Raw genomic sequence first — 13,658 nt, forward strand, 5'->3', positions numbered from 1 at the left:
TTACTGATGGGAAGATCCTTAGTACGGTTTTGTAGTGAATAAATAATAAGTTATTAGTTGTATAAGGATGTGGAGAAGGATAGTTGTGCTGCTGTGTAGTTTTCAGCGTTTCGCTGCTGCAATGGTGTCATGACTTAGCGTGATAATGAGGACAATAAAAAGATGCGGTTAAATACATTCATTGTGAATTTCAGTCAGGGGGGGGGGGCGTTACCACTGTGGCGGTAATGCGCTATGAAGCATCGCCATAGAAGTGTTCTGTGTGGTCGAAACATATATGCTCAACTACTTCCTTAACACAATGCTGAATTGATTGTGCTTCCCGATCATGTATAGACCGATCCAACAGATATAATACCGTCCTTTGATTCTTTTTATCGTTAAGGCGGCTGAGGCAATATAGTCCTGGCTGGAGGTTCCATGCGGTAAAGATTCTGTAGTGTGATCCCCCGCATAGGGAGACGGATATGGCAGCTCTATGACTCACCTCTGGTTTCTTGGAAAACCTGATGTCGCTAAATATCGGTTAAGTGTGCGCTTGTTTTCCGTTCGGCAAAATAGTGTGCGGGTGTACTGCCCATGGTTTTTTTGAACATGGTGATAAACGCATTAACCGATTCATACCCCAGATTAGCTGCAACATTCTGAACCGAAACGCCGCTAGCCAGTTCCCGGAGAGCAATTATCAGTTGCAGTTGCTGACGCCAGCGTCCGAACGTCAACCCGGTTTCGCGCAGCATTAAACGCGCGAGAGAACGCTCGCTAAGCGCCAGTCTTTTTGCCCATGTTTTGAATGTGCTTCGGTCATCAGGTTGACTGACCAGAGCATCGGCCATGGCGCGGATTTTAGGATGCGACGACACAGGGAGGCTCAGTTTCTGCTGAGGCATGGTGGCTAATTCATCAAGTGTTACTCTGGTCAGTCTGGCTAGATGGCTTTCTGGTGGGTATCCGACGCCCTCGTGGGTTAAACGGGCAATGAGTTCTTTGATCAGACCAGAAATGGCCAGAGTGCAGCATCGCTCCGGCAGCTCGGCGGCTCCAGGCTCGATAAAAAGATAGTTGAGATGCGCATTCCAAGTAGCTTTTGCGCTGTGCGGCACTCCCCCAGGGATCCAGACGGCACAATCAGGCGGCACGATCCAGATATCATTTTCGGCGCGACAAATGACCGCTCCATAGAGGGCAATAATCAATTGCCCTTTGCGGTGCGTATGCACAGGCACTTCGGCCGCGTAATCGACAAAATCCAAATGACGCGCGACTGCGGGGCAGGAGGTGGTATCCGGATCGAACAGCGTATTGGCAAGTGGGGGTAACATAGATTGGCAACATTTAGGTATTTTTTGACAGAATAGAGTATTTAAGTAGATATGCAAGCCGGTAATAATTTCCGGCATGAAAAAATTAACGCGAGTTACTTTCATTTTTTTACACACGATATGCCATAGTCTTCACGGTATGGCTTCTCCTTCACTACTGAATGATGCGAACGCTCTGCTCTATTCGGCGAAGAGTTTTACCGCTGCGATGCTCGCATACTATATTGCATTATCAATTGGCCTGGAGCGGCCTTCCTGGGCAATTATCACCGTATATATTGTTTCCCAAACCTCCGTCGGAGCATCGCTAAGCAGAAGTTTGTATCGTCTGGTGGGAACGGTAATTGGCGCTGGCATGACGGTATTAATTGTACCCACGTTCGTGAATTCCCCCGTATTTTGCAGCGTGATACTGGCAGGCTGGATTACATTCTGCCTCTATTTGTCCTTGCTGGAACGTACGCCCCGGGCCTATGGTTTTGTCCTTGCTGGTTACACTGCGAGTCTGATTGGCTTCCCTGCTGTATCCGATCCTGGCGCGATTTTTGAAATCGCTATCACTCGGGTACAGGAAATCATGATCGGTATCTTCTGCGCGGCACTTATCCATCGCTATGTATTGCCCGCGCGCATCTCAGGCCAGTTCAACAGTAAATTATCGCAGACGCTGCTCGCGGCGCGACAGCGTATCGCAGAGACTTTAACAGGCAAACCCGATCCTGTTTCCTCGCCGCTGCATATGGCACTGGCATTGCAGTTCCTGCAGGGCATCAGCCATCATATCCCTTATGATTTTGCGTTCTCTGTACCGGTCCGGCAAGCGAGAAAAAGGCTTCATGACAGGCTTGCGCGATTAGTCATTGTTAACTGTGAGTTACGTGACCGTTTAGCGCTGATAGCGAAGATACCTTTCGATGTGCAAATTTTAATGGATGATGTTGAGGTCTGGCTGGCCTGCAAAGATGAAGGAAAATTTAAAAGCGAGGGGGAAGAGCTCAAAAAACGCAGTGAAAAATTACTGCAGCGCTATGTCGTACATGAGTTGACGTTTGTAGAAGCACTGCATGTAAGTTTTATGCGCTACCTGACAGAGGCCATTGTCCTCGTGCAGCAGTGCTATCGTCTTTCGGATGCCATTCATCACGCGAATCAGATGCCTGCGCACTCAGAAATGAATACCGTGAAAGGGTATGTATTCCACCGCGATCCTCTTACTGCTGCCCGCACCGCATTGGGCGCTTTCACCATCATTTTGAGCGGCTGCATGGTGTGGATTTTCTCGGCATGGCCTGATGGCGGTACGGCAGTATCTATCCTTGGCGTTTGTTGCACACTGTTTGGCAGCTTCGATACGCCTGCCCCGCATATTGTGAAATACATCATTGGTTCCCTCTGGGGAGTTGTGATAAGCCTGATTTACAGCTTCTTTCTCCTACCGCAAGTCAGTGATTTTATCGTGCTGGTAGTGGTTCTAGCTCCGGTATATCTGCTTGCCGGATCGCTCCAGGCAAGGCCGCCCACCACGTTTATGGCGATGGGGATCACACTGACGCTGCCTATTTTGTGCGAGCTGGGTGCTCATTACAGCGGGGATTTTGCCGTGGCGGTGAATACCTCTATCGCATTATTTTCTGCAACTGGCTTTGCGGTATTCAGCATGGGCTTTCTGCAGACTGTGCAGGCAGATGCGGCAATAAATCGCCTGCTTAAATTATGCCAGCGCGATATTAACCGCAGCGTGAAAGGTGTGTTGAATACTGATGAAACTCTCTGGATCAACCTGATGATCGATCGGGCTGCGTTGATACTGCCACGTTTGCCGCGCAGCGGACAGTCATCAGAACAGGCATTGAATCATCTTTTGCACACCCTGCGTATAGGCCTGTGTGTAATGCGATTACGCCGATGGGATGCGCATGCAGACAAAGAAATAAAAGAGGTTCTCAATTGTCTTACACACTCGACGGATATTAACACCTTACTTGAACGGATTGTCAGCCTGACTGAGCGTAGCCTGTCCGTAGCAGATGAACTATCGCGGCATCATGTTAATCAACTGGTTGATCTGTACTGCGCATTAAGCACTCAGGAAATGGAGCCTGTCGATGATCAATGATTTCAATATTGAGGGCGTTTTTGTACCCGGTCTACTGTTAATTTCCCTCGTCGCGCTCACCTGTACGCTATTACTCGTGCAGCTTTTCTCGCTAAGCAAGGGTTACCGTCGCTTGCCGTTTCGCCCGATGATCGATTTTTCCATCTTTATTATTACTTTTTACCTGTTATTGCAGGGACTGACCGAACTGGGGTTTTTAAAATGAAATCGTTACTTTCTCTACTGGGCCGCTATTTGCTGACGCTCAGCGCTGTGGCGGTTGCTACGCTTTTGGCTTTTATTCTCTGGAAACATTATGTGCAAACCCCCTGGACCCGCGATGGTCGGGTTCGTGCGGATGTGGTTCAGATTGCGCCGGATGTCTCTGGACCGGTTCTGAATGTGGCCGTCCGCGATAATCAGTGGGTTAATCGGGGCGATGTGCTCTATTCCATTGACCCGCACTGGTTGAGGTTGGCAGTGGTCAGCGCCCAGGCTGATGTTGAGGCGAAACGTCATGAAATGCTGATGCGCCAGGATGCGGCGAGGCGACGCTCTCAGATTAAAGGGGTGATTTCCAGCGAGGATTTACAACAAACAGCCAGCGCAGCCAGCGTCGCTGCGGCTAATTACCACGGTGCACTGGCTGCGCTGGACCTTGCAGAGCTTAACTTATCGCATGCTATTGTTCGGTCACCGGTTACGGGCTATGTCACACATTTGCGGCTTCGCCCTGGTGACTATGCCACAGCGGGAGAAACTAAAGTTTCCATCATTGATGCCAATAGTTTTTGGGTGGTTGGCTATTTTGAAGAGACTAAGTTGCAACATATCCGCACGGGAAATACTGCACACATTACGCTGATGGGATTTAAGCCGGTGATCACGGGTCATGTTGAGAGTATCGGACGCGGAATAGATGATAACAATGACGAGACCGGGGGGCTTGGCCTGCCTAATGTCGAGCCAACCTTTAGCTGGGTGCGGCTCGCGCAGCGTATCCCGGTTCGGATTCATATTGACAGATTGCCGGAGGGAGTTGAATTGGTGGCTGGACTGTCTGCGAGTATATCCATCACACCATAATAAAAAGTATGGTTTCTATTGAGGATTTATGCAGAACTTAGGGATTGTCAGCTCTTGATCTATATGCCTGATGAAAATGTATTTCTAGTAGAGTAATTCTAAGGTTTCGGTTATGAAAAACAGAAAAGATTTTGTAAATGACTTAATTATCTGGATAAACAAAAATATAGAGATGCCACTAAAAATTGATGATGTGGCTATCAGGTCCGGATATTCAAAATGGCATTTGCAGAGACTGTTTTTTTCTGAAACAGGGCAGAGCCTGGGAGGTTTTATCAGAGAGAAAAAATTATGTCTTATTTTAGAGGCTGTTATCACAACTAATGAACCTTTGATAAACATCGCGATGCGATTTGGCTTTGACTCTCAGCAATCATTAACCAGGGCATTTCGGAAAAGGTATAATGTCCCCCCGCACCGGTATAGAAAAAAGGCCGTAAATATTAAAAGCAAGTCTACTAGGGAATAAGGTAATTACTCGTATCATAAGGATGAGTTTTTAAATCTTTAGTAACTATCTGGATTATGGACGGGTTCATCTAGTAATCATGGCCTTAGTACCTCAGTTATATATTTGTTGAGCGAAATGAAATCACTCATTTATTTCATTGTAAATGAATCTAAGTCTTTCTGTGCAATGTATGTTTTCGTGTTTTTGCATGTGTAATGTATTGGTGAGTAAATTTTAGATTAATTAATTGGAATATAATTACGAACCCATGTGTGTATTTAATGGTTGGATAAATTAAGGTTAATCTATTTTTCGCATTTTGGATTCGATCGAACCTATGCAGGTCGGCTAAATCCTCCTTGAATAAGGGGTGGCTTTATGTATGTGTGGGGTTGTGAGCATTTAAGTACTATTTTGTTTTTACATTTCTAATGCTTGGTAATTGATGATATGTATTTATACCCGTAATGCAGAAATATAATATCCCTTGAGGTGACAAGGAAAAAAGAGTCAAAAAAACTAATTATGTCCGTATTACTGATTTTAGGGTCCTTAATACGGACATTTGGGTTTGGTAAAATTCACTTGCGTCAATCCGACATTGATGTGGGGGAACCGCGTACGAGTGCAGTTTTTAACGTATCACCACTGAGCCTGTCGGTAATGCCTTCGTCAGATGCCCATTGTTCGAAAATAGATAGTAGTTTGTACGGTTTACTAATTAATGGACGGATGACTTCATTGTTTTTACAGGCCAGCCAGAAAAAACGAGATAGTGGTGTTGATATTCGCGTTGCAGATAATGGGGGCATTCTGCTATTGGTTATGATGTCAATGACTTTATCAAGTTCAGTGTGTCGAATAACAAACCAGGCATCCCGAGGTAAAATATGAGCCGGGAAATACTCTTTCCCCAGGTAATTATTTATCCTCTTTGAGAATATCTCTTTATGTACATATGGTGAAATGTTTTTAGGGAGTTGCATAATTTTTTGTGTTATTCTTTCTTCCCATGTCATTTTATCGAATAGTTGAAATGGTTCTCCTTGTAAGCTAACTGTTATGCCATGATTAAAATCAATAGCTCCTGTTACAGGTAATGGTATTTTAAGAGATTGGGCAAGTAATTTTTGTACTAGAACATATTCATATCCAATCAATAGAGTGTCAATAACTCTCTCTGTGGGGATGATATATTTGCCAGTAGTGCTAACAATAAAATTATGTCCTTCAATAAACGCTTTTTTGTCAAGAAGGCATAAACGATTTATTGATGACATATCACATGGTCTGAGCCTTACTTTGTAGCCCGACCTCTGTATTTTTCGTAATGTAATTGGCGACTGAAAGTAAATAGAGAGATGAATGCTGCCATGTAATGCATGCTTGTAAATGTCACTTTTTTTTAATTTTCAGTCCTTTTTTATTTATCACTTCGACTGCTTCACGGATAGTCAGCCAGTCAGGCGAACTATAGTTTGTATTTGATAGTGTTTGTTTTTTTGACATAGTGGTTTGCCTCTATTTCTATTTTTTTAAAAAAATACCATGAATTTTCCAGTGAAATTAATTTCATGGTGCGGGATTTATTACGTTATAATATTTGGATTATATTGGCGCGGGGGCTTCTTAGCGTTTCAGCCCCCCATATCCGGCCTCATATTTCGCAGTGATTGAAAAGAAGAACAAATATCAGGTTAAACTAATTCAATTCTCAAACATTATTTAAGTTGAATGGAAGACATTACATAAATCTGTCTGCTCCGCCTGATGCTTCAATTGTCTGTCCAGTAACAAACTGATTCCTCCCAGAAAGTAGGAACGCAGCAATTGCAGCAATATCTTCAGGAAGTCCAAAGCGGCCCACAGGCGTTTTCTCTTTACCCAGTAATGCCATTACCTCTTCGTCTGTTCTGTCAGCCAGTTCAGGACGACGATTGCGAACATTCGGTAGCATGTTCTGCGCCCAGTTATCCGTCGCGACAGCACCCACTCCGATCGCATTGACCAGAATGCCATCCGGAGCCACGCTAAGTGCTAAACTACGGGTCAGGTTGTTGATAGCGGCGCTCAGTGCGTGTGAGACGGTAAGTTGCGGATTAGGGTAGATACCGCCAATGGATGAGATATTGACAATACGCCCCCAGTTTCGTCTCTGCATCCCGGGGATGATTACCTTACAAAAACGTCGCATGGCGGAGAATTTGGTCTCAGTCATTATCTGCCAGTCTTCTTCCGAAGTGGTTAACAGCGTGCCCGCATGGGCTCTTCCGGCATTGTTCACCAGTAAATCAATACGCTGAAAAACTTTTTCCGCTTGTTCAACCACTAAAGAAGGTAGTTTGGGATCAGTCACATCCCCGGCAATAGGCAGCACCGAAACACCGTATTTCTCTGAAATTTTTTTCGCAGCAAGAATCAGCTCAGGTTCTCGTCTGGCCACCATGACTAAATGCACACCATTCACGGCCAATTCTTCACAAATGCTGAAACCAATTCCGGTACGGGCTCCAGTTACCAGAGCCACTTTTCCAGTCAGTTTTAAATCCATTTGTTGCTCCTCAAGTTAAGCACAGTCAATAACATGAGCAGTATTAGTAACAAATCTCTTTTTCAGGAGCTTGTGCATCAGAATTCAGATGTCTGAAAAAAGCGGTCAAAGAGTTGGGTGTCGCCTTTGCTTATACTCCAGACAATATTGAGTTTAGTGCCAGGAGTGGTCAATGCGTTCGGACAATCACGAGCTTTCTTCTACCAGGATTCTTATGCTGGGGATTATTTGTTGTATTGTTGTGGCTAATATTTATTTTAATCAATCTGTCCTGAATTTAATTGCCGGATCATTTCCCAATGAATGGGGAGCTGTTTCTTTGATCCCCATGGTCACCCAGGTAGGCTATGCGGTGGGCTTATTCTTTCTGATCCCCCTGGGCGATTATATTGAACGTCAGCGGCTTATCCTGCGTCAAGCGCAGGTGCTTTTCCTGGCAATGATCGGCATGATGTTATCCCCAACGGCGACAGTGTTGGTGTTCTTCTCCTTCCTTACCGGGATGGCTGCAACAGTAGCTCAACAGATAGTGCCGCTTGCCGCCTCGCTCTCAAGAACTTCTGCACGAGGTAAAACCGTTGGTACGGTGATGAGCGGTGTCCTGGCAGGTATCCTTGCTGGCCGGGCTATCGGAGGCCTTATTGGTCAGTATTTCGGCTGGCGTGGCGTCTTTTTATCCGGCGCGATCATGACATTGCTGGCTATATTTTTCATCTTACGCATTTTGCCTACTCAGTCGTTGTCAACGCCAAAGTTTAACTATCTGGCGGTATTACGTTCATTAGGACTGCTGTGGAAAAACGAGCCGCAGGTGCGTGGTGCAACTCTTACACAAGCAATGCTGTTTGCCTCCTTCAGCGTGCTGTGGACCGTGCTCCCTTTCTGGTTAGCTCATCGCTACGATTACGGTGCAGGGATAACCGGCGCCCTGGCTGCTTTGGGGTTAATCGGTATTCTGTGTGCGCCTCTGGCGGGAAGTTTCAGCGATCGTCAGGGACCATTCCGAATGGTTGTTTTTGGTGTGATACTCATGCTGCTAGCCTGGACTGTTTTTTGGAGATGGAACAGTATTGTGGGTATGGTGGTGGGCATTCTACTACTGGATGCGGGTGAGCAATGTGTACTGATAGCTAATCAGCACACGATTTATTCTTTGCGTCCGGATGCCAGAAACCGTCTTAATACATTATTTATGTGCGTTATGTTTATTGGCGGAGCATGTGGCTCACTGACTGCCACCTGGTTATGGGAGACAACTCATAGCTGGGCGCTGATTTCTTCAGCAGGGGGCGGACTCGTGATCATGGGGATGTTAATAGCCGTAAAACGTAAATATTCAGGTCCCTATTCGGGCACATAGCGCAATAGCACTTCTTACATCCGTCGCATTGTCTGAGTCATCAACATCATGTAAAGCGTCCTGTATCAATTGTTTAGCAGCCCATTTTTCCCCGGCTTCAGCCTGCAATGTCGCCAATGAATAAGCAATACGGAGGGCCCAGCCATGAGCCTGTTGCTGACGCGCTTTGTCCAGGGCCTTCTCCAACAGCAGGCGTTGCTTCTGAGGAGGTAATTGAGTGGCAGAAAGACGCATCAGCTCAGGCGTGCACCAGTTTTCATGATCTTGGCGGGTGGCTCTCAGTGATACCCCGGTATCAATTTCTGACAACAAGGGGGAATATTGCCAGTCTAATCCCATCGCCCGCAACGAGCTAAACAGTGTAGTTTGACTAACATCGGTATGACTGAACTGTTTGGCCCAAACAAGAAACAGCTCGCCGTATGTCTTCCAGAAATATAAATCATGCCTTTTTGCCAGATGAATAAGCCAGTTTGCGGCCTTTATAACCCAACGCGGATTACGATCCAGTGCTGCTGTCATACAAGCGCCTTCAGCCAGTGCACAGCAAAGAGAACAGACATGCTGCAAACGAGCGGCTTTTTTAACACCGCGCCATGCCATCTGTTTCGCGGCCTTATACTCACCCTGTAACCAGAGTAAACGAGACAGAAAGGCCTGACCGGCGCTCGCTTGATCAAGACCAAAACGGAAAGAGTGGCTTAATTCACCATGTTCATACCAATCAAGAGATTGCTGGAGATAATCACGCCCGACATCATGACGGCCCAAAAAATGCAGGGATACACCGAGAATACGCAGCCCGGTTGCCATCGCCTCCTCGTCGGTAATGGACCGTGCTAGCTCGCACATAGATTGCGCATGCTCAAGCGCTTTATCCAACTCGCCAGTACGCAGATAATACAACCATAATCCGTAATGAGCCTGTAAACGTATTTCTTTGTCGTCGAGCTTTTCTGCAATTGTCAGCGCGGTTTTCCAGGCTGAATGTGTTTCAGGCGTAGGGCCTTTTGCCCAGGTTGACGCCTTACCTGCTACAGCGCTGAGATTCATTCTCTGGCGTAGCGTTAATACTACCTGCGAAGTATTTTCATAAAGCAGAGGATAAATATGGCGCTGACATTCATCGTATAGTGAATATTCAATCCAAAAAGGGGTCATCGCTTGTAATATCTTAAGCCCCTTAGAAGGATCGGCCCCCTCAGTCAACGTTTGCTGTAATACACTCCGCAAATCATTAAGCATATGGCTATAACGTTCACGCCACTGTCCCGTTGGCAGCATAAACCAATCACCTTGGGCCTCTTCTACCAGAACTTTATAATAACCGGCAAAACGGGCCTCAAGAACAGTATATTCACCCTGTTGCCTGAGTTTATCGCATGCGAACTGGCGCATGGTTTCCAGCAGGCGGAAACGGGTCTCTGGTACCTGAGTACTGACCTGAATCAGGGATAAAGACAGTAATCTTTGCAGATCGTCAACAACCTGCCAGCGATGCTTGTCTTTAATCAGCAGAAGGTCGCTTACTGATTTCGCACTGAACATATCGGTATAGATCCCCAGAGAGCAAAATAATCGTTGTTCACGTGTGTTGAGCAACTGATAAGTCCACTCCAGCGCGGTCAGTATTTTCTGATGTCTGGGCTCCAGAGATCTGTGCGTATTGCTCAATAGCTGGAAACGGTCTTCCAGTCGGCTATAGATCTCTTTGACACTCATGACTGGCAGACGGGAGGCCGCAAGTTCAATCGCCAACGGCAGACCGTCAAGATGACGGCATAACTCGCCAATCAAAGACAGTTCGCTGGCTGATGGATGGTAATCATGTCGATTTGCCTGCCCGCGTTCGATAAAGAGGCGGACACTGGAAAAAGTCAGTAACTCGTGGGTATCAGCCTCTTCGCTCTCAGGAACTTGTAATGGTGGTAGTAGATATTGTTGCTCGCCGGCAACCTGCAACGCTACCTGGCTAGTCAACAACAGTTTGATATGGGGAGCCAGGTGCAGGAGCAACGTAATCACTGGTTCAAGTTCATTAATTACATGTTCACAGTTATCAATCAGCAGTAAACATCGACGCCGTGCAAGCTGTTGCCGTAAATCGGCATCATTATGAATGGCAGCTAATGGAAGATGGAGCGCTTGTGAAATAACGGATAGCAAGCTGGATGCTTCGGTGATATGAGCCAGTTCAGCCACACATATTCCATCAGGAAAATGCGTGTGTGTAAGACTGACGACTTCCCATGCCAGACGAGTCTTACCCACGCCCCCTGAGCCTGTAATCGTCACCAGACGGTATTGATCCAATAAGGCGCATAATTCCTGCACAGCTTTATCACGCCCCAGAATCGACGCTAGAAAAGGGGTAATAGCGGGCTCAGGTATTTTTGATTTAGAGAGAGGTTCAGTTGGCGATTTGTTGATATTAAAGCGATAACCACAACCAAATTCAGTAACCAGTAGATGGCGGTCATGTCCCAGTATGCGGCGTATAGCTGAAATTTGTGCCTGAAGATTATTTTCTTCGACGATTTCATTTCCCCACACTTGCGTAAGTAAAGATTCTTTACTTACCGCTTTACCTCTGGCACTCACCAGAACAACCAGAACATCAAAAGCTCTGGCAGAAATTCTTACTGGCTTACCCCGATGTAACAGAATCCTTAGCTGTGGCCAGATTTGCCAGTCAGCAAAGTGAATCTCATCAATTGATATCATAGTGTTGAGATCTTCTGTTTTGAGCATCACGAACTCTCGCTATGGAGTAAGCCATTTCTAACGAAAGCGGTTATCAGAATCAGGCTACATGTTGAATGTGTTGCATCGGAGTATCACTATTCAATACCACTTTTACCGTTAATGATTATAAAGCCAATAGTGCTATGTGGCATAGCTTTGCGATCAAACTGGTGATGAAAACTGAACTTCGACGAACGATCCACGCTGACAATAAGACGACGATTGGCATCCAACGAAGCGATCAAAGGCTAATTATTGCGATGCCGGTCAGCACCACCACTGCACCGGCAATCCGGCGTGCCAGATGATTTTCACGAAACAGCCAGTACGAAAGAAGGGAGCCGACAATAATGGATGTTTCCCTGAGAGGAGCGACGAGTGCCAGTGGCATGCTCTGCATGGCTGTCAGTACAAGGATGTAGGCAAGGGGAGAGCATACAGCAATGATAAGGATTGGGATGATATCCACACGTACAGCAGTTGGAATGCGATTTCGTCGCCGCATCGCACCAGGGGTAAGAATCAGACTCTGTAGCAGGAGTGTGCTGGCGTAGTAGCGCACTGGATCCAAGTGCAGAGAGATTACCGAATAACCGTCCCAGAGTGTATAGCCAGCGATGGCGGTGCCTGTCGCTGCCCCCCAAAGCATTCCCTGTAGTGGTCGGCTTCCGCTCCTGAACGGATTGCCGGTGACAACGAAAATACCAGCGATAACGATAAAAGCGCCGAGTAAAGCGCCTGGTGAAAGCCGTTCTCCCATGAGAAGGGTTGCAAACAGTATCGTCAGAACTGGTCCACTTCCTCGGGCAATCGGATAAACAACACCCAGTTCGGCGCGCTCGTAGCCAGCCTGCAAGATTAGAGAATAAGCGATATGAAGTGCAGACGAGATAACTGCGCCGACAGCGAGTCTCCAGTCGAGTTCCTGTTGTCCCTCAACTATCAGAATGAGGCTGAACGGGAGCCACAGCAATGCTGAGGCACAGCTGTACGCCCAGACGAACACAAGAGTGTCTTCCCTCTTGTATTTTGAGGCTATATTCCATACTGCATGAGCTACCGCAGCAGTAAGAATCATTGCTACCGTGCTGAACTGCATCAGGACATATCGGGCAAATCAATACCCGCCCGTTCAGCCCGGCGACTTTGTTCTTTATCCCGCAGAGTGAGAGCAGCGACCAGCGTATCAATAACGACGAGCTGGGCCAGTCGACTCCCGGCAGCGGCCATCTGTGCCGGGAGTGGCATTCCGCCAACAACGAGCGAAACGTTGGCGAGTGTTGCCAGTGGGGTATCGTACTGGTTAGTTATTGCAATAAGCGATGCTCCTGCCGAGGATGCTGCATCAGCGATGGAGAGTGTGGATGATGTGCGCCCTGTTGAACTGACGACGATGATGACATCGCCTGGACCGAGTAGACGAGCAGCAATCATCGCTGATAAATAATCCTGGATACTGACGGTTATCACACCCGCCGTCCGCAAACGAAAGACCGCATCAGCGGCAACCGTCGCAGAGGGACCAGCACCAAATGCAAATACCTGGCGTGCGCTCTGGATTAAATCGACCGCCTCATCAAGTGCGGAGATTTCGATAGCACCGCTGAGCGCAGTCAGTGCGTCTACACCAGCACGAATTGATGTTTCCAGCACTGATGCCAGCGTCGCATCCGCTGTAAGAACTTCAGGCGGGGCAAAGAATTGGGCAGTGCCACGAGCCCGGGCAATCTCTATCTTAAGTTCAGTGAACCCGGTGAACCCGATCGCTCGTGCAGCGCGTATTACTGTCGGCGGTGATACACCAGCACGGGTGGCAACCTGTGCTGCCGTGCTTGTACCGACAAATAAAGGATCGACAAGCAGGAGATCGACAACTTTAGCCTCACTTGCAGCGAGGTCGCCGCTTCGGGCGTGAATGCTGCCAAGCCATTGCTGTAACCGCTGCTCACCTTCTGAAATTTTATTACCATTTTCTTTATTCATATGTAATATATTACATGTCCTTTGGGAAGGGCACAACCACCACGTAATTAGATTCTGTTGCAAGG

General features: G+C 47.1%; 10 protein-coding genes and 1 pseudogene. 5 read left to right on the top strand and 6 right to left on the bottom strand.

Annotated elements, in window-relative coordinates; genetic code table 11:
* Positions 1–515 precede the first annotated feature (515 nt).
* Positions 516–1,322 (bottom strand): AraC family transcriptional regulator, encoded by an 807-nt coding sequence (locus tag OGV80_RS23480; RefSeq protein ID WP_049096918.1) that lies wholly within the window; start codon positions 1,320–1,322, stop codon positions 516–518.
* A gap of 76 nt (positions 1,323–1,398) precedes the next feature.
* On the opposite strand from OGV80_RS23480, the gene OGV80_RS23485 reads away from it, so the two are divergent.
* The 4 genes from OGV80_RS23485 to OGV80_RS23500 all read left to right on the top strand — a co-directional run bounded on the left by OGV80_RS23485 (position 1,399) and on the right by OGV80_RS23500 (position 4,972).
* A complete protein-coding gene (locus tag OGV80_RS23485) occupies positions 1,399–3,438 on the top strand; it encodes an FUSC family protein (protein WP_502873999.1) in 2,040 nt (679 codons plus the stop codon).
* Complete coding sequence (locus OGV80_RS23490) at positions 3,428–3,643, top strand: DUF1656 domain-containing protein (RefSeq protein WP_004899298.1); 216 nt, start codon at positions 3,428–3,430, stop codon at positions 3,641–3,643. The genes OGV80_RS23485 and OGV80_RS23490 overlap by 11 nt, the downstream gene beginning before the upstream one ends.
* On the top strand, positions 3,640–4,503 hold the full coding sequence (locus tag OGV80_RS23495) for an efflux RND transporter periplasmic adaptor subunit (protein WP_004899294.1): 864 nt from the start codon (positions 3,640–3,642) through the stop codon (positions 4,501–4,503). Before OGV80_RS23490 ends, OGV80_RS23495 begins: the two co-directional genes overlap by 4 nt.
* Positions 4,504–4,615: 112 nt before the next feature.
* A complete protein-coding gene (locus OGV80_RS23500) occupies positions 4,616–4,972 on the top strand; it encodes a helix-turn-helix domain-containing protein (RefSeq protein ID WP_049097167.1) in 357 nt (118 codons plus the stop codon).
* Positions 4,973–5,544: 572 nt separating this feature from the next.
* On the opposite strand, the pseudogene OGV80_RS23505 reads toward OGV80_RS23500, so the two are convergent.
* Positions 5,545–6,463: pseudogene (locus OGV80_RS23505) on the bottom strand (hypothetical protein).
* A gap of 235 nt (positions 6,464–6,698) precedes the next feature.
* A complete protein-coding gene (locus OGV80_RS23510; protein ID WP_064360569.1) occupies positions 6,699–7,505 on the bottom strand; it encodes an SDR family NAD(P)-dependent oxidoreductase in 807 nt (268 codons plus the stop codon).
* A gap of 172 nt (positions 7,506–7,677) precedes the next feature.
* On the opposite strand from OGV80_RS23510, the gene OGV80_RS23515 reads away from it, so the two are divergent.
* The gene (locus OGV80_RS23515; protein ID WP_049082432.1) at positions 7,678–8,865 is read left to right on the top strand and encodes an MFS transporter; all 1,188 of its coding nucleotides are present in this window, start codon (positions 7,678–7,680) and stop codon (positions 8,863–8,865) included.
* Here the strand turns inward: OGV80_RS23515 and OGV80_RS23520 are convergent.
* The 3 genes from OGV80_RS23520 to OGV80_RS23530 all read right to left on the bottom strand — a co-directional run bounded on the left by OGV80_RS23520 (position 8,842) and on the right by OGV80_RS23530 (position 13,593).
* Entirely contained in the window at positions 8,842–11,616 is a 2,775-nt protein-coding gene (locus OGV80_RS23520; protein ID WP_049097170.1) for an ATP-binding protein, read from the bottom strand. The two genes, OGV80_RS23515 and OGV80_RS23520, sit on opposite strands and share 24 nt — an antisense overlap.
* 235 nt (positions 11,617–11,851) lie before the next feature.
* Entirely contained in the window at positions 11,852–12,709 is an 858-nt protein-coding gene (locus tag OGV80_RS23525; RefSeq protein ID WP_049097172.1) for a DMT family transporter, read from the bottom strand.
* On the bottom strand, positions 12,709–13,593 hold the full coding sequence (locus tag OGV80_RS23530) for a MurR/RpiR family transcriptional regulator (protein ID WP_134878370.1): 885 nt from the start codon (positions 13,591–13,593) through the stop codon (positions 12,709–12,711). The genes OGV80_RS23525 and OGV80_RS23530 overlap by 1 nt, the downstream gene beginning before the upstream one ends.
* Positions 13,594–13,658: the final 65 nt, after the last annotated feature.

The sequence above is a fragment of the Citrobacter sp. Ce119 genome, assembly GCF_030334525.1.
Classification (GTDB): domain Bacteria; phylum Pseudomonadota; class Gammaproteobacteria; order Enterobacterales; family Enterobacteriaceae; genus Citrobacter; species Citrobacter europaeus.